Here is a 24,675-nt window from a genome sequence, read left to right on the forward strand (position 1 = left end):
CGCGTGGTTTGTCATGAAGGCCACCGTTCCGACGAACGGACCAACCGGCCTGTGTAATCTCAGACCGCCATGTCAACCACCACCGACGCCCACGGGGTGCCCCCCGCAGTGAGCACCGTAGAAGACGCGACCCCAGCACCAGTACCGGTTCGGCGCACGCCCGCGCTACCGGTGCGGACCATCGTGCTCGGCACCGTCGGCAGTCTGCTGATCCTCGTGAGCGCGCTCGGTGCCGGCGCGATCCTCGCGCAGGACCCGATGATCGGCCGCGGCCCGCTGTCCTGGATCCGCTACGGCCACGGCCGCATCCTGGCCACCCTCGTGCTCTACACCGGCTTCGCGCTGGTCGTGTGGGCCTGGGTGCTGCTCGGCCGCCACGTGCTCGCGGGCCGCGTCGGTGCGCGCCCGGTGCTCGTCGCCGCGCTGTGCTGGACGATCCCGATGCTGCTGTCGCCGCCGGTGTTCTCCAGGGACGCCTACCTCTACATCGCGTACGGGACGCTTCCGCTGCACGGCTACGACCCCTATTCGGTCGGTCCCGGCATCCTGGACGTCGACCCGGTCGTGGACAACGTCGACTCGTTCTGGCAGGCCACCCCGGCGCCGTACGGGCCGCTGTTCATCCTGCTGGCCAAGGGCGTCATCTCGATCACCGGCACGAACATGATCGCCGGTGTCGTCCTCATGAAGCTCGGCCTGGTCGTCGGCGTCGGGCTGATAGTGGTGGCGATGCCGGGGCTGGTGCGACACCTCGGCGGCAAGCTCCCGGTGGCGCTGTGGCTCGCCGTCGCGGGCCCGATGACCGTCGTGCACCTGGTCGGCGGTCCGCACAACGACGTGCTCATGGTGGGTCTGCTCGCCGTCGGCACGGTGCTGGTGCTCGACCGCAGACATGTGCTGGGCATGATCGTCGTCACACTGGCGGTCGCGGTGAAGGCCACCGCCGCGGTGGCGCTGCCGTTCCTGGTGTGGGTGTGGGCAGGGCACCTGGAGTCCACCCGCTGGCGCAACTTCACCCGCGCCTGTGCCGCCTCGGTCGGCATCTTCGTGGTGACGTTCGCGGCCGCCACGTTCGTGTCGGGTGTCAACCTCGGCTGGATCTCCGCGCTCGACGCGCCGACCGCGATCGTGAACTGGCTGTCCATCCCGACCGGTGCCGGCGAGATCCTGCACGGGCTCGTCGGCGTGTTCGTCGAGGCGCCGAAGGTCTGGTTCGTCACCGTCATGCGCGTGGTCGGCGGCGTCCTGCTGGCGTGGATCCTGGTCCGCCAGTGGTGGCGCGCCCGCGACGGTGGCCCCGACGCCATCCGCCGCGCGGCCATCGCGCTGTTCGCGTTCGCCGTCCTGTCGCCGGCCACGCTGCCGTGGTACCTGGTGTGGGGATTCGTGCTCGCCGCCGCGCTGCGCTGGGAGCGCCGCCAGCTCGCCGTGCTGGTGACGTTCGCGGTGTTCCTCGTGCTGACCTACTCCCCGGCAGGCGACGACCTGCTCTACGACTGGTTGTTCATGGCGCTGGCCGCCGGCATCTCGATCCTCGCCGGGCTGTCGCTGCTGCGCCGTGACCCGCTCAACCTCTTCCCCGCTCGCGAGCCGTTCCTGTCGCGCGGGGCGGGCGTTGAGCGCTGACACGGCCGAGAAAGCGGCCGATCCCGTGCCCGACGAGCGGGCGCACCCGACGGGCACCATCGTCCTCGGCACGGTCGGCAGCCTCGTCCTGCTGGTCGCGAGCTTCGCGGCCGGGGCGGGCTCCCTGCGGCACCCGTTCCTGTCCGGCTCACTGGACTGGGTGAACTACGGCCACGGCCACATGCTCGCCGAGCTGGTCGTGTACCTGGGCTACGGGCTGCTGGTGTTGGCGTGGATCCGGCTCGGGAGGCTCGTGCTCGCCGACCGCGTGCGAACCCGGTCGGTGCTGGTCGCGGCCGCGTGCTGGACAGTGCCGATGCTGTTCGCACCGGCACTGTTCACCCGCGACGTGTTCTCCTACCTCGCGCAGGGCGCGGTCGCGCTGGCGGGGCTCGACCCCTTCACAGTGCCGCCGACCGTGCTCGGGGACACGTCGGAGATCCTCAACAACGTCCACCCGTTCTGGCAGGGCACGCCCGCCCCGTACGGGCCGCTGTTCATCCTGCTCACCAAGGGCACGGTGTGGCTGGTCGGCTCGCACGTGTACGCGGGGATCGTGGTCACCCGGCTCATCGAGGTCGCGGGGCTCGCGCTGCTGGTGTGGGCGTTGCCCGGGCTGGTGCGGCATCTCGGCGGGCGGCTGCCGGTCGCGGCGTGGCTGCTGCTCGCCGGACCGCTCACGGTGGTGCACCTGGTCGGCGGTCCGCACAACGACCTGCTGATGATCGGGTTCCTCGCGGCGGGCACGCTGCTCGTGCTGGACCGCAGGCATGTGCTCGGCATCGCCGTGGTCACGCTCGGCGTGGCGGTGAAGGCGAGTGCCGGGATCGCGCTGCCGTTCCTGGTGTGGGTGTGGGCGGCGCGGCTGGGCTCGACGCGGTGGCGGAACTTCGTGCGTGCCACGGCCTGCGCGCTCGGGGTCTTCGTGGCCGTGTTCGCGGTCGTGTCGCTGGCGGCGTGGGTGGACCTCGGTTGGCTGACGATGGTGAACGCGTCGTCGCGGCTGGTGAACTGGCTGTCGCCGCCGACCGCGCTCGGGGAGCTGGTGCACGGGCTGGTCAGCGTCGTGGCCGACGTGCCGCGCGACCCGTTCGTGACGGTGACCCGGCTGCTCGGGTTGGCGCTGATGGTCGTGCTGGTGCTGCGGCAGTGGTGGCTCGCGCGCGACGGCGGCCAGGACGCGGTGCGGCGCGCGGCGATCGCGTTGCTGCTGGTCGCGGTGCTGTCCGCGACCATGCTGCCCTGGTACCTGACGTGGGCGCTCGCCCTGGGGGCGGCGCTGCCGTGGCGTCCGCGCTGGCTCGCGGTGGCGGCCGGGGTGTCGGTGTTCATGGTGGCGCCGTACTCCGCGGCGGGGGAGCAGCTGCTGTACGAGTGGCCGCTGATGGTCGCGGCGATCGCGTTGTCGGCGTGGGCGGGGTACGCGCTCGTGCGGCCGGTGGCGCGGGCGTAGCGGTCAGACGGGGGCGATGAAGCCCGGTACCCAGCCGGGGTCCTCCTCGCAGGCCGGGCAGGGCAGCTCGACCATGATGCCGGAGGACTTCTCCGCGAAGACGACGCCGGAGCCGGGCAGGATCATCGGCCGCACCGAGCCGTCCTCGGCGCGGTACTGGGTGATCTGCCTGCAGCTGTGGCACACCGTCCTGGGCGGTGTCGCGGTGCTGTCCATCATCGCGACAGCATAGCGACGCGATCTCGCCTCGACGTGCCGCACGCCAGGGCTTCGTCCGCTGACCAGTGAGGTTGACCGTCGTCCACGATGCCGGGCGAGCGCACGCTGTCGGGCGTCAGCGAGGGCTGGCCCGCGATCATCTCCAGCCTCACGTCGCTGCTGGAGACCGGCGCCGTGCTGCCTACGGACTGAGCTCGCGCACCGCGGCGACGACCCGGTCCATCTGCTCGGGCGTGGTGACGATGCTCGGACCGAACCGCAGGTACTGCTGCTCGTAGGGCGTGACGCTCGCGACGACACCGGCCTGCCGCAGCATCACGACCGCGGAGTAGGCGTCCATGCCGTCGACCTCGCAGCACACGATGCCCGCCGACATGTCCGGGTCGTCCGGCGTGACGAGGGTGATCGACGGGACCTTCGCGAGGCCCTCCTTGAGACGGGACGCCTGTGTCGCGACCCGTTCCGCGATCCGGTCACGGCCGATCCGCTCGTGCAGTTCGAACGCCTCCCGCACCGCCCAGCGGTGCTCGAACGAGTGGTAGCCGCCGGGGGTGAAGCGGGCGGCGGGGGAGTCGCCGTGGGAGAAGGTGGGGATCACCGGGTCGAGGGCGTCCCACGCGCGTCCCCACAGCAGCCCGGTGCCCCTCGGCCCGAAGAGCCACTTGTGGGTGCCGGTCGACAGGAAGTCGCAGCCGAGCTCGGCGACCGGCAGGTCGACGGCGCCGAACCCGTGCACGCCATCGACGCACAGCAGGGCCCGTGCTTGCGACGCTCGCCCGGCGTTGACCTCGGCGAGCATCGCGGCGATGGCGGGCACGGGCAGCCGGACACCGGTACTGGAATGCACCCAGGTGATCGCGACGACCCGCGTGTTCGGCGTGATCGCGGCCCGCAGCCGCGCCACGACGTCGGCCGCGGTGGCCGCTCGCGGGTCGTCGTACAGCGCGATTCTGCGGACCTTCGCACCGGTGCGCCTGGCCATCAGGTCGAGCGCGGCGTGGTGGGCGGCGAAGTCGTGGGTGCTGGTGACCACGTCCTGTCCGGCACGCAGCCGCATGCCGGAGTACAGGACGCCGAGGCCCATCGTCGTGCTGTCGGTGAACGCGACCTGGTCCGGTGCACCGCCGAGGTAGGAGGCCGCGGTCCTGCGGAGCTCCTCCTCGGCGGTGCCGTGGCGGTGGAGGTAGGCCTCGGTGTCGGCGTCGAGCCCCGCGCGGTGCCGGTCGATGGCGTCGCGGACCGGTTTCGGGTGGGCGGCGAGGACGAACGCGGCGGTCTGCACGAGGTCGGGGTCGAGCGGGAACAGCGCGCGGACGTCCTGCCAGTCGGCGGGGTCGAAGCGTGCGGGTGCGGGCGGGTCCTGTGCGGTGGTCGTGCACGCCGCGAGCCCGGCGACCAGCCCGGCGGTGAGGATGGTGCGGCGCCCCAGTTCGTTCATCGGAGCATGGTATGCGCCCAGAGCGAAACGGGCGCCGGTTTCGGGTCGACTGACTTACGTTGTGCCGCATGGAGATCACCGAGTTGCTGCCGTGCCTGCACCAGGTCGGCCTTGAGTTCGGTCAGGCGTATCTGTGGCGCGACGGCGACGAGCTGACACTGGTCGACACCGGCATCCCCGGCAGCGGTGACCTGATCGCCGCCGCGGTCGCGTCGCTCGGGTTGCCCCGGTCCGCGGTGCGCCGGATCGTGATCACCCACGGGCATGAGGACCACGCCGGCTCGGCGGCGGAGATCCGCGCCTGGGACGGTGCCCCGGTGCACGTCCACGTCGCCGACGCGCCCGTCGTCCGAGGAGAACGCGGGCGCGAGGAACCGGTGATCACCGAGTTCGAACGCCCGTACTGGGACCGCGTGACCGAGCTGGGCATCACCGCCATGACCATCCCTCCGTCCACAGTGGACGTCGAGCTGGCCGGTGGTGAGGAGCTGCCGTTCGGTGACGGCGCACGGGTCCTGTCGATCCCGGGCCACACCGCGGGCAGTGTGGCGATACACCTGCCGCGCCACGGCGTCCTGTTCGCGGGCGACACCGTCGCGTGCCTGCCGGAGACCGGCGTGATCCCCGGCGCGTTCAACGTGGACGCCGCGACGATGCTCCAGTCGTACCGCATGCTCGCGGACCTGGACCCGGACATCGTGTGCGTCGGCCACGGCAGCTCGGTGGTCGGCGGCGCGGGCGCGGCGATGCGTGCCGCCATCGGCTAGCGCGTGTCCTGCGGAGCCTTACCCCAGGGGAACGTGACGGCACCGGACCACCGACCGCCCGCGGTCCGCGGGTGTCGCTGGGTCGGGACCAACACTTCTGAATCCGGGCACTAGCTCAGCGCGGGCTCGTCCAGCGTCAAGGTGCACAGGTCACCGTCCAGCGTGGCCCGCACCCCCAGCGGAATCGTGAGCTGGTCAGCGCAGTGGCCGAAACCGAACTCCCACACGACCGGGATCCCCAGTCCCACAAGGAGGTCCGCCACCACGGCCTGGACCTCCTGCGGTGCCCCGCAGCCGGTCCACGACCCGGCCACGACGCCCGCCACACCGGTGAACCATCCCGACCGCAACAGCTGGGTGAGCATGCGGTCGACCTGGTACGGCTCCTCGTTCACGTCCTCGAGGACGGCGATCGACCCGTCCGGCGGCACGGTCGCGCCCTCGGCGCCGACCCCGGACGACAGCAGCGACAGGTTCCCGCCCACGAGCATCCCCGACGCGACACCGTCGCCCAGCGGCACCGAGCACGGCCCGGTCAGCGTCAGCACCGACTCCGGCTCGAACAACGTCTGCCGGAAGTGCTTCTGCCCGCCGACGTCGAACGACGCCGCGCTCGCGACCAACGGCGCGAACAACGTCACCACGTCCAGCTGCGCACCGATCGCCTGGTGCAGCGCCGTGATGTCGCTCGACCCGGTGAACAGCTTGGGTCCGGCCTGCGCCATCGCGTCCCAGTCGAGCAGGTCGAGCATCCGCATGGCGCCGTAGCCACCGCGGGCACACACGACGGCCTCGACCGCCGGGTCGCACCACGCCGCCTGCAGATCCGCCGCCCGGTGCACGTCGAGCCCCGCCAGGTAGGGCAGTGACGGATGCCGGTCGAGCACATGGTCGGCGACCTCGACGACCAGCCCCCAGCTCTCCAGGACCGACACCCCACGCGCCAGCAACGCCGCGTCGACCGGTCCGGACGGCGCCACGAGCCGGACCCTGCTGCCCGCCCGCAACCGGGACGGACGGGCACGCGTCACGACCTCAGCTCCAGCACCGGCACTCCCGGCGGCGTGAACCCGAAGACCTGCCCGTAGAACGACAGCTCCGCCTCCAGCGCCGCGGTCACCGTCGATGCCCGCCGGAACCCGTGCTGCTCGCCCTCGAACGTCAGGTAAGCGTGCGGCAGCCCGGTCCCGTCGAGGCTCGCGACGAACCGGTCCGCCTGCTCCGGCGGACACACCTCGTCCTCGAGTCCCTGCAGCAACAGCACCGGGCCGGCGAGCCGGTCGACGTGGTTGCTCGGCGACCGGTCGGCGTACCGGTCCGCGTGCTCCGGCAGCGTGCCGACCAGACCCTCGATGTACCGCGACTCGAAGTCATGTGTCTCGCCACCGGCGCTCGTCCAGCCGGTCAGGTCGAGGATCGGGAACATGATCGTCGCGCACGCGTAGGTCGACGCCGACGTCATCGACGCCGCAGCGGTCCACCCGCCCGCGCTGCCGCCGCGCACGGCGAGGCGAGCGCCGTCCACGACACCCTCCTGCGCGAGGGTGGTGGCGACCGTCGCGCAGTCGTGCACGTCGACCACCCCCCACTGCTCGTTGAGCGACTCGCGGAACGCCCGTCCGTAGCCCGCCGAACCGCCGTAGTTCACGGCCGCCACCGCGAAGCCGCGGCTGGTGAAGTACGCGATGTCACGCTTGAGCACGTCGGTGACCTTGCCCGTCGGTCCGCCGTGCACGTGGACCAGCAACGGCGGCGCAGCACCGGGCGGGCCGGCGAAGTCCGGGTTGCGCGGCAGGTACACGAACGCCGGGATGTGCCTGCCGTCGTCGCTGGTGAACACCCGGTGCTCCGGCACCGGCAGATACGCCGGATCCAGCAGGTCGTGCGGCTGCCCGGACACGATCGTCTCCACGCCGGTGCCGAGGTCGAGCCGCACCACGGCGACCTCCTGCTGCGGCCCGCCCGCGGCGGACACCACCACGCCGTCGTGCGCGACGAGGTCCGACGACCACGCGGTCAGGTCGGTGTCGACGTCGGTGACCGTGCCGCTTCTCTCGTCGAGCACGGCAAGCCGGTCCGACCGCAGCACCGCGTACCGGCCGCTGCCCAGCGGCGCGAACCAGCGGCCGCCGAGCACCCACAGCGGCCCGCCGAGCTCCTCGTCGCAACGCGCCAGGTTCACCGCGCTGCCGTCGAGCCCGACGCGGAACAGGTTCCACCAGCCGTCCGGGTCGGTGAGCACGAGCAGCGAGTCCGATGTCTCCCATTCGGCCTGGCAGACGCTCTCCCTCGGCCCGCCGGCCAGGACGCGATGGGGTTGCCCGGGCTTCGCGACGCACAGTTCGGCGCCGTCCCACGGCATGTTCGGGTGGTCCCAGCCGATCCACGCGAGCCGCGTGCCATCCGGCGACAGGCGGGGACCGGACATGAAGTGGTGGCTCGCGCCGAGCGAGCGCGGCCCGGTGCCGTCGAGCGGCACCTCCACCAGGTCGCGCGCCACGTCGGTCGGCCGGTCCCCGGTGACGGTCTCGCGGACGCACAACACGGACGTGCCGCCCGCGCCGGGGGAGAGGTCGGCGTACCGCAGGCCGTGCTCGCGGGCAGGCACGGGGGTGAGCGGGCGCGGGTCACCCGACCCGTCGTAGGCGTAGATCCGCTGGTCCGCCCAGTTGGTGAAGACCACCGTGTCGCCGAGCACGGTCCACGGGCGCCCGCCGTACTCGTGCACCCGGTTGCGCACGTTCCACGGCGCGGCCAGCACCTCGGCCGGCGACCCGTCCGGCCCCTCGCGCATCAGCGCGACCCGTCCCTCCTCCGTCGGCCTGCTCTCCGCCCACCACACGACGCCGTCGTGCACGTCGACCCACTTGGGGGCGACGCCGGCGACGGCCACCGTCTTCGCCGTGAGCGGCGACTCCCAGCTACCGAACTGCGCGATCTTCACCACGCCGGAGACCCTAACCGGGGGAGCGGGCCGGTGGTGGGTCCGGGCGGCTTCGATACGGTTGCTCCCGCCTGCGTGTCGGGGTGGGAACAGACCTGCTCGAACGCGGCGTTTGCCGTAGGGTCGGAGGTGCCATGGCTCGAGTAATTCATGTCTTCCGTCAGCCCGATCGGTTTGTCGCAGGCACGGTCGGTCAACCAGGCGACCGCACGTTCTACCTGCAAGCCTCGGAAAGTGCCCGCACCGTGTCCGTCGCGCTGGAGAAGCAGCAGATGGCCGTGCTCGCGGAGCGCATCGGCTCGTTGCTCGAGGAGGTCCACCGCCGCTTCGGCGCGGACCTGCCGGACGAGACGCCCGACGACCTCGTCGACGCCGACCCGCTCAACGTCCCGGTCGAGGAGGAGTTCCGCGTCGGCACGATGGGTCTCGGGTGGGACTCGGAGTCCAGTGCCGTCGTGATCGAACTGCTGGCGATCACGGAGACCGAGGTCGACGAGTCGATCGTGCTCGACGACACCGAGGAGGGCCCGGACGCGGTCCGGGTGTTCCTCACCCCGGCCGAGGCGCGCGCGTTCGCCGAGCGTGCCGACCGGGTGATCAACGCGGGCCGCAAGCCGTGCCCGCTGTGCGGTGAGCCGCTCGACCCGGCCGGGCACGTGTGCCCGCGCCAGAACGGCTACCGGCGCACCGAGGACGACGAGGCGGAATAGGGAGTTGCTGCCGTCGGATCCGGGTGTCCTCGAGCTGCTCACACGAGGACGGATCGAGATCGAGGGTCGCCTGGTCGACGCCTCCAACGCCACGCTCTACTGCGAGATCTCCGGTGGGGACGAGGTCGCGCGCTGCGTGTACAAGCCGGTCAGCGGCGAGCGCGCACTGTGGGACTTCCCCGACGGCACGCTCGCGGGCCGCGAAGTCGGCTCCTACCTCGTGTCGCAGGCCGCCGGGCTGACGGTGGTCCCGCCGACCGTGCTGCGCTCCGGCCCGTTCGGGCCGGGCATGGTGCAGCTGTGGGTGGACACCAAGGAGGGCGACGACCTGGTCGATGTGTGCGCGCCGGAGGACCTGCCGCCGGGGTGGCGGATGGTGCTGCGCGCGCATGACCGGTTCGGTGAGCCCGCGGTGCTCGCACACGCGGACCACCCGAGCGTGCGGATGATGTCGGCGCTGGACGTGGTGCTCAACAACGCGGACCGCAAGGGTGGCCATGTGCTGCACGGTACCGACGGGCAGGTGTACGGCGTGGACCACGGCATCTGCCTGCACACAGAGCACAAGCTGCGGACCGTCCTGTGGGGCTGGGTCGGCGAGCGGCTGCCCGAGGACGTGGTCGGCATGCTGGAGACACTGCGGGCCGGGCTCGACGACCTGTCGGTCGAGCTCGCACAGCACGTGACGAAGGCCGAGGTCAGGGCGTTGCGGTCCCGGGTGTCGGCGCTGTTGTCGGCAGGGGAGTTCCCGACGCCGGGCTCGGACTGGCGGGCGATTCCCTGGCCCGCGTTCTGACCTCTGATCGGGTCATCGTGGCGGGCCCATGACGCGGGCGGCCGCCACGATGATGTTCCACAGTGGACTGTTGGTGGTCTCGTAGTAGACGCGGCGGCTGCCTGCCTCCCGGTGTTCGGTGAGCATGCCGAGGTGGACGAACCGGCGCAGCTCGGTGCCTGCCGCGCTCTGGGGGATCACTTCGTCCGGCGGCTCCGACTGGTAGAAGCGCCGGGCGCCGCGGGCGTGGATCCACAGCGCCACCCGCAGCCTGCACGGACGGCCGAACAACAAGCGCCCCACTTCACCGACGTCGGTGTCCATGCCCACCTTCCTACCATAAACAGCTATTACCTATATGGTTTTCCGATTCTAGCGGGCAAGATCGACGCGGTCCAGTCCCGGACGACAGCCGAAACGCGCACGGAAGGAAGAGGGGCGCCGCGGGCATCGCCGACACGGAAGCTGGCTCGCGCAGCTATGACGCTGGCGGGAAACGATCGAGGACCCCCGTATGGCGGTTGCTGCCTGCCCCAGGGGCTCGAACGCCTGGCGGCGGAGGTGGGTGCGCGGTGGCACTACTCCCCCGACCAGACTACACGTATCTTCTATAAACTATATAGATGTCCAATTTTAGTGGCGACCCGCCGTCGCCCGGCACACAGAACACGCCCAAAAACAGCAAAGACGGGAAGATTGAGGGGTCTTGGCGTCACGGTTCGATTCGCACGTCCTTGGGTTCCGCGGCGGGTACGTGGAAGTCGAGCAGGCGTGCGCCTTCCGTGGTGAGCGCTGTCTGGTCCTTCTTGGTGGTCCGCGCCCATGGCGTGATCGTCAGTACGGCTGACGTGCGTTGCTTGGTGATGCGCCATGAACCGCGCACGAATCCGTCGACGAGGAACGTGCCGGGGAAGACGCCGTTCTTGACGCCGAACAGTCGTTTGCGGTGTTCTTCGGTCAGTATGCGGGTGCGGTCCGCGTGGGCGAGTGTGAGGTTGTCGAACTCGGGGAGGAAGCGGACGGGGGCCGGGGTGTTCTCGTCCGGTCGGGGCGCGTCGGGGAGGTCGAGCAGTTCGCGGCCGTCTTCTGTGGTGTACGTGCGCAGGTCGAGTGTGTCGGTGACTTCGCGGAGCCGGGTCAGGCCGGCCCAGGTCTGGAGGTCGGCGACCGACGCGGGGCCGAACGCGGCCAGGTAGCGCAGCGCCATCTGTTTCGGGTCGGGTGACTTGTCCAGGTCGCGGCCCAGCCAGTGTTCGGCGGTGTGGTACTTCGTGTGGCCGCTGTGGCCCCACACGGCGCGTGGCGGTACCTGCACCAGTGGCAGGAGGCCGCGGGCGGCGTGCGCGAGTGCGGCCGGTGCCCGGTCGGGCCATTGCTCGGCGAGTGCGGTGCCGAGTTCCTTGGCGGTGAGTGGCCGGTTGGCGAGCGCGTGCCGGGCGGCGTCGGCGAGCTTGGTGAGGTCGAGGTCGGTCAGGTGCGGGGCGTGTTGCTGGTTGGTGCGCAGGTCGCGGTCGAGGAGTGGCTGGATCAGTGGTCGCAGGAAGCACGCGTCGGTGGCGGTGACCAGGTGGACGGTGCCGCGCATCAACACGATGCGGACGACTTGTCTTTCGACGAGTGCGTCGGCGAGGGTGCCTGGCTGGAAGTCGGTCAGCCGGGTCCACAGTCCTGTGTACGGCGGGAATGGTGCCTGTGCCTGCATGCCGACCAGGTGCTCGATCATCCTGGTCATGGGCATGTCGGTTCTGGCGAGCAGGTGCTGGCGTGCCAGTGTGGCCCGGTTGATCGCCCGCAGGCTGAGTGTCCCCATCCCGTCGTCCCCTTTGTGTCGGCGTGGTCCGCGGAGGAACTGTCGCACGTCGGCGGCGGGCCGTTCCGGGTTCCTCTGGTGCGGCGAGTGCGGGGTTCAGCTGCTGAACGGGTCGTCGAGGTGTCGAGCGCGTGTTGCGTCGGTGGCTACGGGTTCGGCACGCGGTGAACGGTTGGTGCGTTGTCGCGGTGGGCGCGGAGGTGTCGTCCGGTGGGGGTGTCCTGGTTGGCGAGTTCGGTGGGTGGGCCGGTGTACAGCACGCGGCCGCCGTGTCTGCCCGGTCCTGGGCCGAGGTCGATGACGTGGTCGGCGCGGCGGATCACGTCGAGGTCGTGTTCGACGACGATGACGGTGGCGCCGCTGTCGACGAGCCGGTCGAACAGGGTGACGAGTTCGTCGACGTCGGCGGGGTGTAGTCCGGTGGTGGGTTCGTCGAAGACGTACACCTGGCTTGGTTTGGCGAGTTCGGTGGCGAGTTTGAGCCGTTGGCGTTCGCCGCCGGACAGGGTGGTGAGTGGCTGGCCGAGTGACAGGTAGCCGAGGCCGACTTCGACGAGTCTGGCGAGTCGGTCGTCGTGGAACAGGTCGAGTGCTTCGTGGGCGTTCATCCGGAACACTTCACCGATGTCGATGCCCTTGCAGGTGTATCGCAGTGCTTCGTCGGTGAATCGCCTGCCGTGGCAGCGTTCGCAGGTGGACACCATGGGGTCGAGGAACGCGAGGTCGGTGTGGATGACGCCGGCGCCGCCGCACTCGGGGCAGCCGCCGTCGCCGTTGGGGGTGAACAGGCTGGGGCTGACGTCGTTGGCTTCGGCGAACCGGGCGCGGATGGTGGCGAGGACGCCGGTGTAGGTGGCGGGGGAGGATCGGCGTGAGCCGCGGACGGCGCGCTGGTCGATGAGTACCGCGCCGGGCACGAAGCCGTGGACGAGGGTGCTCTTGCCGCAGCCGGCGCGGGATCTGGCGGAGCGCGTCGGCACGACACCGAGGACGTTGCGGCGGGATCTGGACCGGTTGCGGGAGTTCGGGTATCCGGTCGAGTCGACGCGTGGCCCTGGTGGCAGCTACCGGCTGGTGGCGGGGAAGGCGATGCCGCCGCTGGTGTTGACTGACGACGAGGCGACCGCGGCGGTGGTGGGGCTGCGGATGGCGGCGCCCGCGAGTGAGGCCGCCGACGGTGCGTTGCGGAAGTTGGAGCGGGTGCTGCCGCCCCGGTTGCGGCGCCGGGTGGCCGTCCTGTCGGCGGTGACGCACACGGTGGCGCGGCAGGTGCCGGATCTGGGGGTGATCGGTGCTCTCGCCGCGGCTGCCCACGGGCGGCACGATGTCCGGTTCACCTACCGGGGCCGTAGGGGTGAGGTGATGGAGCGGCATGTCGAGCCGTACCGCCAGGTGCTGCTGGACCGCCGTTGGTACCTGCTGGCGTGGGATCTGGGCCGGGCGGACTGGCGTACGTTCCGGGTCGACCGTGTCGCGTCGGTGGCGGTGGCGGGCAGTACGTTCGCGCCGCGTGAGCCGCTGCCGAACACGGTGGTGCACCGGGCCGAGGAGGGGCCGAGGGGTGTGGTCCGTTTCGATGCGCCGGTGGCGGAGGTGTCGCCGCGGCTGCATGCCGGGTCCGGTGTGCTGGAGGCGGTCGGCGAGCACAGTTGCCGGTACACGAGCCCGCCGGAGGACTGGGCGTGGCTGGCCGCGGTGGCGGCGATGGTCGGGGTGCCGTATTGGGTGGAGTCGCCGCCGGAGCTGGTGGCGGAGACGGAACGGCTGGCCGGGCGGGCGGCGCGGGCCGCGGCCCCCCGGTCACCGGTGTAGCCGGGGGACCGACGACCTGCGTGTCGTTCGGGACACGCAGGTCGTCCGACGTCTCGGGTCCCAGGTTTCTCGCGAGTTTCTCGATAGGGTGACCAGCCGTGCGATCGGAGAACTACGGCGACATCCTGGGGCGCGGCCGCCGCCGCAAGCAGATCCCGGAGGTGGTCGCCGAACCGGGGCTCGTGGCGGAGGACCCGGCGAGCGGGTTCACCGGTGCCGTCGTCCGGTTCGAGAACGGGCACGTGGTCCTGGAGGACCGGCACGGCCGGCATCGTCTGTTCCCGCTCGCTGCGGCGGGCTTCCTGATCGACGGCGAACCGGTCACTCTGGTGCGGCCCACCCGGAAGAAGGCACCCGAACGGGTGATTTCGGCGTCCGGGTCGGTGCGTGTTCAGGGGCACGCGGCCCGCACCGCACGCGACAGCCGTCTGTGGGTGGAGGGCATCCACGACGCGGAGTTGGTCGAACGGGTGTGGGGGCACGATCTGCGCGTCGAGGGTGTGGTGGTGGAGCCGTTGCACGGCATCGATGACCTGAACGGGCTGGTGGCCGGGTTCGGCACCGCGCCGCACCGCAGGCTCGGTGTGCTCGTCGACCACCTTGTCAAGGGCAGCAAGGAATCCCGCATCGTCGATGCGGTGCGCGACCCCAACGTGCTGGTCACCGGCCACCCGTATGTGGATGTCTGGCAGGCGGTGAAACCGGCGGCGGTCGGCATCCGGGAATGGCCGGTGGTCCCGCGCGGCACGCCGTGGAAGGAAGGGATCTGCGCGGCTCTGGGCTGGGGTGAACCGGCCGATGGCTGGCGGCGTGTGCTGGCGGGGGTGGGCAGCTACCGGGACCTGGAGACCCCCCTGATCGGTGCCGTCGAGCGGCTCATCGATTTCGTCACCACCGGTGAAGAGTAGTGACCGGAGAGGCAGGGTTCTGAGATCATTGCGGGTATGGCCGCATTGTTCTGGCTCATCGGTGGAATCGCGCTGATCGCCGCCGAGATCCTGTCGGGGGATTTCTTCCTGCTCATGGTCGGTGTCGGGGCGCTGGCCGGCGCGGGCTCCGAGTGGATCTTCGGAAACACTCTGGTCAGCTGCGCGGTGTTCGCGCTCGTGTCGATCGGGTTGGTGACGTTCGCGCGGCCCTGGCTGAAGCAGAGAATGCACGGTGAGCTCGTGCACACGAACGCCGATGCGCTGATCGGCCGCAAGGCGGTCGCGGTGTCGGTGGTGGACGCGCAGGGCGGGCAGGTGCGGCTTGACGGGGACGTGTGGTCGGCCCGCTCGTTCGACGACAGGTCACCGATCGCGCCGGGGGCCTCGGTGACGGTCGTGGAGATCGCCGGCGCGACCGCGGTCGTGCTGGCGGACTCGGATTGACCGGGGCCGGGGTGAACGCGATCCAACTTCTGGCTGGACGCGGCCATGACATGCGCATGTTCGGGTGGCTGATGTGATCTACTTCTGCAACACCGCCCAGGAAGCGCCGTCCGGAGTGGAGGCACGTTGACCATTCTCATCATCGTCGCGGTCGTGGTTCTTTTCGTTCTCACGGTCGTGGTGAAGTCGATCCTCGTGATCCCGCAGGCACAGTCCGCGGTGATCGAGCGGCTCGGCAGGTTCCGGTCGGTCGCCGAGCCCGGCCTGAACTTCCTGGTGCCCTTCCTCGACCGGGTGCGTGCGCGGATCGACCGCCGCGAGCAGGTCGTGTCGTTCCCACCGCAGCCGGTGATCACGCAGGACAACCTGACGGTGTCCATTGACACGGTCGTGTACTTCCAGGTCACCAATCCGCGTGACGCGGTGTACGAGATCTCCGACTACATCGTGGGTGTCGAGCAGTTGACCACCACCACGTTGCGCAACGTGGTGGGTGGCATGAGCCTGGAGGAGACGCTGACGTCGCGTGACTCCATCAACGGGCAGCTACGCGGGGTGCTCGACGAGGCCACCGGCCGGTGGGGCATCCGGGTCGCGCGGGTCGAGCTGAAGGCGATCGACCCGCCGCCGTCCATTCAGGACTCGATGGAGAAGCAGATGCGCGCGGACCGGGAGAAGCGCGCGATGATCCTGACCGCGGAAGGTACCCGCGAGGCGGCGATCAAGACGGCGGAAGGCCAGAAGCAGAGCCAGATCCTGTCCGCGGAGGGCGCCAAGCAGGCGGCGATCCTCGCGTCCGAGGGTGAGCGGCAGTCGCGGATCCTGCGGGCGCAGGGTGAGCGCGCCGCGCGGTACCTGCAGGCGCAGGGCCAGGCGAAGGCCATCGAGAAGGTGTTCGACGCGATCAAGGCGGGCAAGCCGACGCCGGAGGTGCTGGCCTACCAGTACCTGCAGACGCTGCCGCAGATGGCGCAGGGCGACGCCAACAAGGTGTGGATGATCCCGAACGACTTCGGCAAGGCCCTTGAGGGCTTCGCCAAGGCGCTCGGTGCACCCGCCGACGACGGGGTGTTCCGGTACGAGCCGCCCGCCTACGAGCCGCCGCAGAACCGCGACGACGACGAGGAGGAGATCGCGAGCTGGTTCGACACCTCGACGGACCCGAAGGTCGCCGAGGCTGTCCGCGCGGCGGAAGCCGTTGCGCGGCAGGAGGTCCCGAGTCCGCTGGCGAAGGCGGCCGCCCCCGCGGCGCTGTCGCGGCCGCCGCTGCCGGTCGGCCCGCCGGAGCCCGAGCCGGAGCTGCCGACCGCGGTCGCACCGGCCTACGAGCCGACGCAGGGCATGGGTGGCACGTCGCCGGCCATGCCGCCGCCTGCGCGGCCGAACGAGTCGACGGAACTTTCCGACGAGCCGCCGCGCTATCAGTGACCGAACCGCGATGGCCCCGATTCCCGCTGGGAGTCGGGGCCATTGTTTTGGCGTGGATGAATCATTCCGTTGTGGACGGCTGCGAATGCGCCGCGGTGATTGCGGCGGGGGCGGTGGGACGCTTCCTGGCGGCCACGATCACGGCGGCCGAGCCCGCCGGGTCGACGCAGCAACATCGTTCGCGGTCAGTGGAACCGGCACGACCAGGGCCCGCGGATGCCCCATAGTGGGCCGCATGAGCTGTCTCGACGACACCACCCAGCTTCCCGGCGGTGCCCTGGTGCGGGGACGCGGCCTGCGCAACCCCGCACCAGGGCACCCGGTCCCCGAGTTCGGGCTCTACCTCGGCACCCGGAAGCTGCGGGCCAGGCACTCGTTCACCTGGCCGCACGAATGGCTCGAGTGGCCGGACTTCCTTCTGCCACGCGACACCGAAGCGGCCGTCACCAGGATCCGTGACCTGCACCGGCGTGCGCTCGACGGGCAGCGGGTGGAGGTCGCCTGCGGTGGCGGTGTCGGGCGCACCGGCACGGTCATGGCGGCACTCGCGATCCTCTCCGGTGTCCCCGCCGCCGAAGCCGTGACGTGGACCCGCGGTGCCTACCACCCGAGGGCGGTCGAGACGCCGTGGCAGCGGCGGTGGCTGACCGCGCGCTTCGTCCCGGCCCTACGGGCGGGCGCTGACGGATAGCGCCGACAACGCGACCGCCGGGGTCGGTGCCGCACCACAGCTCGCCGCGCGGCCCGCCGATATCTGCTGTTCGGTGACCGCCACCCGCCACGACCGGCCGTCGTGGTGCGCGACCGTCACCATCCAGCCGCCGTCGACCGGCTCCTCGACGGTCGTCACCGTCAGCGCGTCGAGGTCGGTGATCCCCGTCGACTCGCGCACCGCGACCTCCGCGACCTGCCCTGGCGGGGACCACGTGGACCGGCCGCGGCAGTCGACCAGGTCGGGGCCGCCCGCGAGCAGACGCAACGCCGCCTCGGTTGTCAGCCGCCCGTATGAGTACCCGGTCGGCAGGAGCACCGCGGTCGGCGCGAACCGGTGCCCGCCGAGGTGGGTGCACTCCCACACCTGTTCACCGTGGGTGGCCGCCAGCTCGGCCGCGACGGGACGACCGAGCAGCGCGCAGCACACGTCGCGTCTGCCGTTCGTGCACACCAGCAGCAACGGATCCGGCACAGGTGTACCGAGAAGGCCGGGTTCGCCCGCGCCCACGCGGGAGAAGTCCAGGTCCAGCAACTGCTTGGGGTCGGTGACCGTGGTGTGTTCCAGCCAGGTCCGGCCGGGTGCGGTGTGCGCGAGGTACACGTGCCTGGGCACCGGGCGGTGCCGGTCGGGATGGCTGCCCGGCCTGCGGATCAGCACGATCCGGACCCCGGTGCCCGCCGCCAGCGCGGCGAGATCCTGCCCCACACCCTCGTCGAGGTGGCTCGCGGCCAGCGCGTCCCTGCCCCACGGCCCCGGCTGCTCGATCGCGAGCCACGACCGGGCGAACGCGGCCGTGCCCGCGAGCGGCTCGCCGAGTTCCACGGACAGGGCCGCGCACCTGGGCTGCCGGGTGCGGTTCGATTCCATCACCACCAGCGTCTCATGTCCGGTACCGCCGGTGGGGTTGTGCTCCTGGTCCCGCCGAGTGATCGTTGCGTGCTCCGCCACCAGCGGAACCAGCGCACGGAAAATGACTGACACGGGTGCATAGGGTGGGAATCATGCGCCCGAAGGTTCCCCATGCCGATCCCGGCGTGCCCGATGCCCGCGGCCCGCTGCGGTTCCTGTTGTGGCTGGTGCGCATGCAGCGCTGGCGGGTGCTGCTCGGCGCGACGCTGGCCACCACGTGGATGGTGCTGCTCATGCTGCCGCCCTACCTGATGGCGCGCGCCATCGACGACGGCCTGCGTGCCCGCGACCTCGGCGCGCTCGGGTTCTGGGTCGTGGTGCTCGCCGTCGCGGGCGCGGCCAACGCCGCCATCGGCGTGGTGCGGCACCGCACCATGACGTTCATCCGCAACGACGCCGCCTACCGGACCGTGCAGGTCGTGATCCGTCACGCCGTGCGGGTCGGCGCCGAGCTGCCCCGCCGCGTCACCTCCGGTGAGGTCGTGAGCATCGGTGCCGCCGACCTCGACCGCATCGCCCGCACCATGACCGCCACCGGCCCCGGAGTGGGCGCCGTCGTCACCTACGGCGCGGTCGCCGTGCTGCTCGTGTCGATCTCCCCGCTGCTCGCGGTCGTGGTCCTGGTCGGCGTGCCGCTGTTCGTGCTGTCGATCGGGCCGCTGCTGAACCGGTTGCGCCGCACCGAGTCCGTGTACCGGGAGAACCAGGGATCGCTCACCGCCCGCGCCGGTGACATCGTGGCGGGGCTGCGGGTGCTGTGCGGCATCGGCGGCAAGGACCTGTTCGCGACACGGTTCCGCCGCCGCTCCCAGGCGCTGCGCACCGAGGGCTACCGGGTGGGGTCGGTCGCGAGCTGGATCGAGGGGGTCGCGGTCGGGCTGCCGAGCCTGTTCCTCGCGGCCGTCACCTGGCTCGCGGCGCGGATGACCGCGGCGGGGGAGATCACCATCGGCGAGATGGTCGCCGTGTACGGGTACGTCGCCGTCCTGTCCACGCCGGTGTACTTCCTCATCGAGGGCGCGCAGGACATCAGCCGGGGTCTGGTCGCCGCCCGCCGCGTCACCGACGTGCTCGGCATCGAACCCGCCGTCGAGGACCGGGCAGGTGACGACCCGCCCGTACCGGCACCGGCCGGGCCCGCGCCGCTGCACGACCCCGACAGCGGGCTGACCGTGCGACCCGGTGAGTTGCTCGCGATCGCGGCCGCCGCGCCCGCCGACGCCACCGGCCTCGTCGACCGGCTCGGCCGCTACACCAACTCCGCCGTGACGTGGGGCGGGGTGCCGCTGTCGGACGTGCCGCTCACCGACGTGCGGTCCCGCGTGCTGGTCGCGGACAACGACGCCTACCTGTTCGCCGGCGCGCTGCGGGACGTGGTCGCTCCCAGGGACGGTCTCGACGACCGCGCCGTCACCGACGCCATCCGGGTCGCGATGGCGCAGGACGTGGTCGACGCCCTGCCGGCGGGCATCGACTCGTTCGTCGAGGCCCAGGGCCGGTCCCTGTCCGGCGGGCAACGACAACGGCTGCGGCTGGTACGCGCACTGCTCGCCGACCCCGAGGTGCTGCTGCTCGTGGAACCCACCTCGGCCGTCGACGCGCACACCGAGTCGGTGGTGGCCGAGCGGCTGCGGGCCGCCCGCCGTGGCCGTACGACCGTGGTGGTCGCGACGTCACCGCTGCTGCTCGACCGGGCCGACCGCGTCGCGTACCTGGTCGACGGGCGGGTCGCCGCCACCGGCACCCACACCGACCTGCTCACCACCGAACCCGGGTACCGCACGGTCGCGTTCCGGGGAGCGCAGGAGGACCTCGTCCGTGACTGACACCTGGCAGTTGCCGGTCGCCGACGCCCGCGGGGTGCGGCGCGCGGCAGGGGACATCATCCGCGCGGACCCCGTCGCCACCGTGCTGGTCGTCGTCACGACCTGCCTCGCGGCCGCCGCCGGGCTGGGGGCGCCGTGGCTGATCGGCAGGATCGTCAACCAGGTCGAGTCCGGCGAACCGGACCTGGCCGCCATCGACCTGCTGGCGCTCGCGATCGTCGCGTTCGCCGTGGGACACATGGTGCTCACCCGGTTCGCCAGGTACTTCGCGCACCGCTTCGCCGAGCGGTCACTCGCACGGCTGCGGGAGGAGTTCGTCGACCGGACGCTCGCGCTGCCGACGGCGGTCGTCGAGCGTGCCGGCACCGGTGACCTGATGTCCCGCACCACCGCCGACGTCGCGACCGTCGGCGGTGCGCTGCGCGACGCCGCGCCCGAGGTGTTCATGGGCACCCTGCAGGCGACGCTGATCTTCGGTGCCATGTTCCTGCTGAACCCGGTGCTCGCGGGCGCTGCCCTGCTGGGCATCTCCGGGCTGTGGTTCGCGGGCCGGTGGTACCTGAAGCGGGCCAGGACCGCCTACCTCGCGGAGGGCGCGGCGAACTCCGCGCTGTCCGAGTCGATCGCGGCGACCGTCGACGGTGCCCGCACGATCGAGGTGTTCGACCTGCGGGCTCGCCGCGTCGCCGACGGCGACACCGCCGTCCGGGACGGCTTCCGCACCAAACTGCGCACCCTGTTCCTGCGTTGCGTCCTGTTCCCCATGGTCGACTTCTCGAGCATCGTGGCGATGGTGGTCGTGCTGCTCATGGGCGGCGTCATGTACGTCAACGACCTGGTGAGCCTCGGCGCGGTGATCTCGGTGAGCCTGTACGCGATGCAGCTGGTCAACCCCATCAACCAGATGCTGATGTGGATGGAGCAGGTGCAGCGCAGCGCCGCGTCACTCGCCCGGCTCAAGGGCGTCGGCGAGGTCGAGCCCACCCCGGTCGGCGAGGCGACCCCGGACGACGACCGGCTCGAGGTCAGCGGCGTCCGGTACGCCTACAGCGGGGACCGGGACGTGCTGCACGGGGTCGACCTGTCGGTGCGGCCGGGGGAGCGGCTCGCGATCGTCGGCCCGTCCGGGGCGGGGAAGTCCACGCTGGGGCGGCTGCTCGCCGGGGTCGACGCGCCGAAGACCGGCACGATCACCGTCGGCGGCGCCCAGGTCGCGCTGCTCGCGCCCGAGGAACTGCGGCGGCGGATCGTGCTGGTCACCCAGGAACACCACGTGTTCATCGGCACCGTGCGCGACAACCTCGCGATCGCGGCACCGGACGCGGACGACGACACGATGTACGCGGCACTGTCGGCCGTCGACGCGACCTGGGTGCGGGAGCTGCCGGAAGGCCTGTCGACCGAACTGGGCGCGAACGCCATGACACTCGACGCGCCGCAGGCCCAGCAGCTCGCGCTCGCCAGGGTCGTGCTGGCCGACCCGCACACGGTGATCCTCGACGAGGCCACCGCACTGCTCGACCCGGCCACCGCCCGCCACGCAGAACGCGCCATGGCCGCTGTCCTCGAAGGCCGCACAGTCATCGCCATCGCCCACCGCCTGCACACCGCGCACTACGCCGACCGCGTGGCGGTCATGGCGGACGGCCGCATCACCGAACTGGGCAGCCACGACGACCTGGTCGCCGCGAACGGCGAATACGCCACCCTGTGGCACCACTGGCACGGCAACTGACCGCGCGAGTCCCCCGTTCGCGACCCGCGAGTCCCCGGTTCGCGACCGCCGAGTTGACCGTTCGCGACACGACGCGAACCGCGAACTCAGGGGTTCTGAACGGGGGACTCGCGGGTCGCGAACGGGGGACTCGCGCGGTTTGGTGGGAGGCGGGGAGTGGGTGGCCTACGGTGTTGGTCTCGTGTGGCGGGCCACCAGTTCCGTGCCCAGCCGGGCCAGTTCGGCGCGCACCTCGGGGGAGTCCTCGACCTCGATCATCGCGCCCCAGCCCGCGAGCGGCTGCGCGATCATCAGTGGCGTCGGCGCGGCGAGCCGCACCCGGACCCGGCCGTCATCGGCCGGACCGAGCACCTCGCAGTGCCGCCCGTACTGGTCCCGCAACACGAACACGAACCGCTCCGCCACCAGAACCGTCGCCGAGACAAGCGACCTGCGATGCTCGACTTCGGTCACGACCTGCTCCCACACCGACGACAGATCGAACCCCTCCGGCCGGTCGAACGTCTCCCCGGTCACCTCCGCGTCGGCGATCCGGTCGACCCGGAACGTCCGCTGACCACGTTCGGTCCCACCGACCAGGTACCAGATCTCGTCCTTGTCGACGAGACCCCACGGCGCCACCATCCGCTCCGCCCGCGCCCGCCCCCGCGCCGCGTAGGTGAACCGCACCTTCCTGCGCCCCACCACCGCCCGCTGCAACAACTCCACGACAGGGGAGCGGTCCCTGGGGCGCTCACCCCACCGCGCCGGATCCAGGACCACCGCGTCCGCGGCCGCTTCCGCGTCAGCGCGGAACGTGTCGGGCAACGCCCGCACAAGCTTGCGGAGCGCGGCCTTCACCTCGGGCGCCACCGCCGCGGCCGGCCCCACCAGCAGGAACAACGCCTGCGCCTCGGCCGCCGTCAACCCGGACAGATCCGTGCGGGCACCACCGACCAACGACCAGCCACCGCCACGGCCGGGCTGCGGATACACCGGGATCCCCGCCGTGGACAGCGCCTCGAGATCCCGCCGCGCCGTGGCGACCGACACCTCCAGCTCCTGCGCGACCTCCGCCGCCGTCACCCGGCCACGCGCCTGCATCAGAAGGAGGGTCGCCACCAGACGGTCAGCACGCATGACACACATTCTCGCCAGAAAAGTGCTCAGACAGTGAGCACTTTCCCGGGGAGAGTGGATCCCGACAGCACGACAAACCGAAGGGGATCACCACATGTTCCGCGGATTCGCCACCATCAGCTACTACGCCGACGACATGACCGCCGCCCAGGCCTGGTACACCGAACTGCTCGGCGTGCCGCCCTACTTCCGGCGCGACCACGACGGCGCACCCGCCTACCTCGAGTACCGGATCGGTGACTACCAGGCCGAACTCGGCCTCATCGACAGCCGCTTCGCACCCCACGACGTCAGGAACGGCCCAGCCGGCGTGATCATGAACTGGCACGTCGACGACCTGTCCGCGGTACTCGACCGCCTGCTCGCCATGGGCGCGACACAGCTGGAGGGCATCACCGCCAGGGGAGAGGGGTTCGTCACCGCGTCCGTGGTCGACCCCTTCGGCAACATCATCGGCATCATGACCAACCCGCACTACCTGACGGTGCTGGCCCAGCGGACCTCATGACTTCATCGCGTCACCGTCGTCTCCCGCTCCACCCGCGACAGCTTCTCGGGGTTGCGCACGTAGAACAACCCGGTGATCAGGCCACCCTCCACCCGCACCGACATCACACCGTCCAGTTCACCGTCGAGCCGGAACAGCAACGACGGGAACCCGTTGCACTGCACCGGCTCGACGGTGCCCCGCTGCCGGAACCTCGCAAGGCCCGCGGACAGCAGCCTGACCACCTTGTCCGCCCCCACGACCGGCCGCGGCACAGCCTGCTTGACCCCGCCACCGTCGCTCAGGATCACCACATCCGGTGCGAGGACGTCGACGAGCCCCTGCAGGTCACCCGTGTCGACCGCCCGCTGGAACGCCTCGAGCGCGGCCCGGCTCTGGCCAGGGGAGACGGGGTCACGCGGCCTGCGCGCCGCCACGTGGGTGCGGGCGCGGTGCGCGATCTGGCGCACCGCGGCGGGGGACTTGTCGACGGCCGCCGCGATCTCGTCGTACTCCAGCGCGAACACCTCACGCAGCACGAACACCGCACGCTCGGTCGGCGACAGCGTCTCCAGCACCAGCAGCATCGCCATCGACACGCTGTCGGCCAGCGCCACGTCCTCCGCCACGTCCGGTGTGGTCAACAACGGCTCGGGCAGCCACGAGCCGACGTAGGACTCCTTGCGCCTGCCCAGCGTCCGCAGCCGGTTCAGCGCCTGCCGCGTGGTGATCCGGACCAGGTACGCCCGCGGGTCCCGCACCGTGCTCAGGTCGACGGTCACCCACCGCAACCACGACTCCTGGAGGACGTCCTCCGCGTCGGCCGCCAGTCCGAGCATCTCGTAGGCGACGGTGAACAGCAGATTGCGGTGCGTCATGAACACCTCGGTGGCCGGATCCACCCTGCCGTCCTCGCTCGTCCCGGCGCCGGTCATGGATGACTCCCATCGCTCTGCACATGTCACCCACACGACACCGGACCCCACGATTTCGTGACAAACCCCGGCCACGCCCGCAAAGATCGTAGTGGGGGAGCACAGAGCCCTCCGACACCATTCACGCCAGGGCAGGAGCAAGCGATGCGCAACGAGGCCATGGAGCGGTTGGACGTCCTGGTCGGATCGTGGCGGACGACGATGCGGAACGCGTGGTTCCTGGAGCCGGCCGACCGAGAGGTGACCGGCTCGGCGACGGCCGAGTGGCTCGACGACGCGTTCGTGGTCTTCCGCTGGAGGATGGCCGGCGAGGTGGGAGAAGCCACGAGCGAGATGATCCTGGTGCTCGGCCGAAGCGACGCACACGACGCCTACACGGCCTTCTACCACGACGAACGAGGTGTCTGCCGGGTCTTCGCCATGACGTTCGACGGGTCGCGCTGGAACCTGGGTCGCGAGGACCCCGACATGTTCCAGCGGTTCGTCGCCGACGTCGGGCCGGACCGGATCGCGGGCCGCTGGGAGGCGTCGGAGGATCACGGGTCGACCTGGCGCAAGGACTTCGACCTGGTCTTCGATCGGGTCTAGCAGCAC

At 71.1% G+C, this 24,675-nt stretch carries 24 protein-coding genes; 14 read left to right on the forward strand and 10 right to left on the reverse strand.

Annotated elements, in window-relative coordinates; translation table 11 throughout:
* The first annotated feature begins 108 nt into the window (after window positions 1–108).
* Complete coding sequence (gene mptB, locus ACFPCV_RS00350; protein ID WP_378053178.1) at window positions 109–1,626, forward strand: polyprenol phosphomannose-dependent alpha 1,6 mannosyltransferase MptB; 1,518 nt, start codon at window positions 109–111, stop codon at window positions 1,624–1,626.
* The gene (gene mptB / locus ACFPCV_RS00355) at window positions 1,616–3,079 is read left to right on the forward strand and encodes a polyprenol phosphomannose-dependent alpha 1,6 mannosyltransferase MptB (RefSeq protein WP_378053180.1); all 1,464 of its coding nucleotides are present in this window, start codon (window positions 1,616–1,618) and stop codon (window positions 3,077–3,079) included. The genes mptB (ACFPCV_RS00350) and mptB (ACFPCV_RS00355) overlap by 11 nt, the downstream gene beginning before the upstream one ends.
* A gap of 3 nt (window positions 3,080–3,082) precedes the next feature.
* Here the strand turns inward: mptB (ACFPCV_RS00355) and ACFPCV_RS00360 are convergent, their stop codons facing one another.
* A complete protein-coding gene (locus tag ACFPCV_RS00360) occupies window positions 3,083–3,298 on the reverse strand; it encodes a hypothetical protein (RefSeq protein WP_378053182.1) in 216 nt (71 codons plus the stop codon).
* Window positions 3,299–3,479: 181 nt separating this feature from the next.
* A complete protein-coding gene (locus ACFPCV_RS00365) occupies window positions 3,480–4,736 on the reverse strand; it encodes an aminotransferase class V-fold PLP-dependent enzyme (protein WP_378053184.1) in 1,257 nt (418 codons plus the stop codon).
* A 68-nt stretch (window positions 4,737–4,804) separates the two neighbouring features.
* Here ACFPCV_RS00365 and ACFPCV_RS00370 point away from each other — a divergent pair, with 68 nt between their 5' ends.
* Window positions 4,805–5,503: an MBL fold metallo-hydrolase gene (locus ACFPCV_RS00370; protein ID WP_378053186.1), complete on the forward strand. Its 699-nt coding sequence runs from the start codon at window positions 4,805–4,807 to the stop codon at window positions 5,501–5,503.
* A gap of 110 nt (window positions 5,504–5,613) precedes the next feature.
* Here ACFPCV_RS00370 and ACFPCV_RS00375 read toward each other — a convergent pair whose 3' ends face one another.
* Both ACFPCV_RS00375 and ACFPCV_RS00380 read right to left on the reverse strand, forming a co-directional pair.
* Window positions 5,614–6,534 (reverse strand): S66 peptidase family protein, encoded by a 921-nt coding sequence (locus tag ACFPCV_RS00375; protein ID WP_378053188.1) that lies wholly within the window; start codon window positions 6,532–6,534, stop codon window positions 5,614–5,616.
* Complete coding sequence (locus ACFPCV_RS00380; protein WP_378053190.1) at window positions 6,531–8,450, reverse strand: prolyl oligopeptidase family serine peptidase; 1,920 nt, start codon at window positions 8,448–8,450, stop codon at window positions 6,531–6,533. Before ACFPCV_RS00380 ends, ACFPCV_RS00375 begins: the two co-directional genes overlap by 4 nt.
* 131 nt (window positions 8,451–8,581) lie before the next feature.
* On the opposite strand from ACFPCV_RS00380, the gene ACFPCV_RS00385 reads away from it, so the two are divergent.
* A complete protein-coding gene (locus ACFPCV_RS00385; protein WP_378053192.1) occupies window positions 8,582–9,157 on the forward strand; it encodes a DUF3090 domain-containing protein in 576 nt (191 codons plus the stop codon).
* A gap of 4 nt (window positions 9,158–9,161) precedes the next feature.
* Window positions 9,162–9,953: an SCO1664 family protein gene (locus ACFPCV_RS00390; protein WP_378053194.1), complete on the forward strand. Its 792-nt coding sequence runs from the start codon at window positions 9,162–9,164 to the stop codon at window positions 9,951–9,953.
* Window positions 9,954–9,965: 12 nt separating this feature from the next.
* On the opposite strand, the gene ACFPCV_RS00395 is transcribed toward ACFPCV_RS00390, so the two are convergent.
* The 3 genes from ACFPCV_RS00395 to ACFPCV_RS00405 form a co-directional block, all read right to left on the reverse strand.
* Complete coding sequence (locus tag ACFPCV_RS00395; RefSeq protein WP_378054998.1) at window positions 9,966–10,256, reverse strand: hypothetical protein; 291 nt, start codon at window positions 10,254–10,256, stop codon at window positions 9,966–9,968.
* 388 nt (window positions 10,257–10,644) lie between these two features.
* Window positions 10,645–11,742 carry a winged helix DNA-binding domain-containing protein gene (locus ACFPCV_RS00400; RefSeq protein WP_378053196.1) on the reverse strand — a complete coding sequence of 366 codons (1,098 nt, stop codon included), beginning with the start codon at window positions 11,740–11,742 and terminating at the stop codon, window positions 10,645–10,647.
* Window positions 11,743–11,888: 146 nt separating this feature from the next.
* A complete protein-coding gene (locus tag ACFPCV_RS00405; RefSeq protein ID WP_378053198.1) occupies window positions 11,889–12,722 on the reverse strand; it encodes an ATP-binding cassette domain-containing protein in 834 nt (277 codons plus the stop codon).
* Between ACFPCV_RS00405 and ACFPCV_RS00410 the strand changes: the two genes are divergently transcribed.
* From ACFPCV_RS00410 to ACFPCV_RS00430, 5 genes are all read left to right on the forward strand, one after another.
* Window positions 12,676–13,554 (forward strand): helix-turn-helix transcriptional regulator, encoded by an 879-nt coding sequence (locus tag ACFPCV_RS00410; protein WP_378053200.1) that lies wholly within the window; start codon window positions 12,676–12,678, stop codon window positions 13,552–13,554. The two genes, ACFPCV_RS00405 and ACFPCV_RS00410, sit on opposite strands and share 47 nt — an antisense overlap.
* Window positions 13,555–13,652: 98 nt before the next feature.
* Window positions 13,653–14,462: a DUF3097 domain-containing protein gene (locus tag ACFPCV_RS00415; RefSeq protein ID WP_378053201.1), complete on the forward strand. Its 810-nt coding sequence runs from the start codon at window positions 13,653–13,655 to the stop codon at window positions 14,460–14,462.
* A 36-nt stretch (window positions 14,463–14,498) separates the two neighbouring features.
* Window positions 14,499–14,927 carry an NfeD family protein gene (locus ACFPCV_RS00420; RefSeq protein WP_378053203.1) on the forward strand — a complete coding sequence of 143 codons (429 nt, stop codon included), beginning with the start codon at window positions 14,499–14,501 and terminating at the stop codon, window positions 14,925–14,927.
* A 126-nt stretch (window positions 14,928–15,053) separates the two neighbouring features.
* Window positions 15,054–16,355, forward strand: coding sequence for an SPFH domain-containing protein (locus tag ACFPCV_RS00425; RefSeq protein WP_378053205.1), 1,302 nt, complete (start codon window positions 15,054–15,056; stop codon window positions 16,353–16,355).
* A gap of 235 nt (window positions 16,356–16,590) precedes the next feature.
* Window positions 16,591–17,046: a protein-tyrosine phosphatase family protein gene (locus ACFPCV_RS00430; RefSeq protein WP_378053207.1), complete on the forward strand. Its 456-nt coding sequence runs from the start codon at window positions 16,591–16,593 to the stop codon at window positions 17,044–17,046.
* Here ACFPCV_RS00430 and ACFPCV_RS00435 read toward each other — a convergent pair.
* Window positions 17,023–18,051, reverse strand: coding sequence for a sucrase ferredoxin (locus ACFPCV_RS00435; protein WP_378053209.1), 1,029 nt, complete (start codon window positions 18,049–18,051; stop codon window positions 17,023–17,025). The two genes, ACFPCV_RS00430 and ACFPCV_RS00435, sit on opposite strands and share 24 nt — an antisense overlap.
* Window positions 18,052–18,071: 20 nt before the next feature.
* Between ACFPCV_RS00435 and ACFPCV_RS00440 the strand changes: the two genes are divergently transcribed.
* Complete coding sequence (locus ACFPCV_RS00440) at window positions 18,072–19,805, forward strand: ABC transporter transmembrane domain-containing protein (protein WP_378053211.1); 1,734 nt, start codon at window positions 18,072–18,074, stop codon at window positions 19,803–19,805.
* Window positions 19,798–21,540: an ABC transporter ATP-binding protein gene (locus tag ACFPCV_RS00445; RefSeq protein WP_378053213.1), complete on the forward strand. Its 1,743-nt coding sequence runs from the start codon at window positions 19,798–19,800 to the stop codon at window positions 21,538–21,540. The genes ACFPCV_RS00440 and ACFPCV_RS00445 overlap by 8 nt, the downstream gene beginning before the upstream one ends.
* Window positions 21,541–21,705: 165 nt before the next feature.
* On the opposite strand, the gene ACFPCV_RS00450 is transcribed toward ACFPCV_RS00445, so the two are convergent.
* Window positions 21,706–22,659 (reverse strand): helix-turn-helix transcriptional regulator, encoded by a 954-nt coding sequence (locus tag ACFPCV_RS00450; RefSeq protein ID WP_378053215.1) that lies wholly within the window; start codon window positions 22,657–22,659, stop codon window positions 21,706–21,708.
* Window positions 22,660–22,753: 94 nt separating this feature from the next.
* Between ACFPCV_RS00450 and ACFPCV_RS00455 the strand changes: the two genes are divergently transcribed.
* Entirely contained in the window at window positions 22,754–23,167 is a 414-nt protein-coding gene (locus tag ACFPCV_RS00455; protein ID WP_378053217.1) for a VOC family protein, read from the forward strand.
* 2 nt (window positions 23,168–23,169) lie between these two features.
* Here ACFPCV_RS00455 and ACFPCV_RS00460 read toward each other — a convergent pair whose 3' ends face one another.
* Window positions 23,170–24,081: an RNA polymerase sigma-70 factor gene (locus ACFPCV_RS00460; RefSeq protein WP_378053219.1), complete on the reverse strand. Its 912-nt coding sequence runs from the start codon at window positions 24,079–24,081 to the stop codon at window positions 23,170–23,172.
* Between the two features lie 144 nt (window positions 24,082–24,225).
* Here ACFPCV_RS00460 and ACFPCV_RS00465 point away from each other — a divergent pair, with 144 nt between their 5' ends.
* The gene (locus ACFPCV_RS00465) at window positions 24,226–24,669 is read left to right on the forward strand and encodes a hypothetical protein (protein ID WP_378053221.1); all 444 of its coding nucleotides are present in this window, start codon (window positions 24,226–24,228) and stop codon (window positions 24,667–24,669) included.
* The last annotated feature ends 6 nt before the right edge of the window (window positions 24,670–24,675 follow it).

It is taken from the genome of Actinophytocola glycyrrhizae, from assembly GCF_042653545.1.
GTDB classification, from domain to species: Bacteria; Actinomycetota; Actinomycetes; order Mycobacteriales; family Pseudonocardiaceae; genus Actinophytocola; species Actinophytocola glycyrrhizae.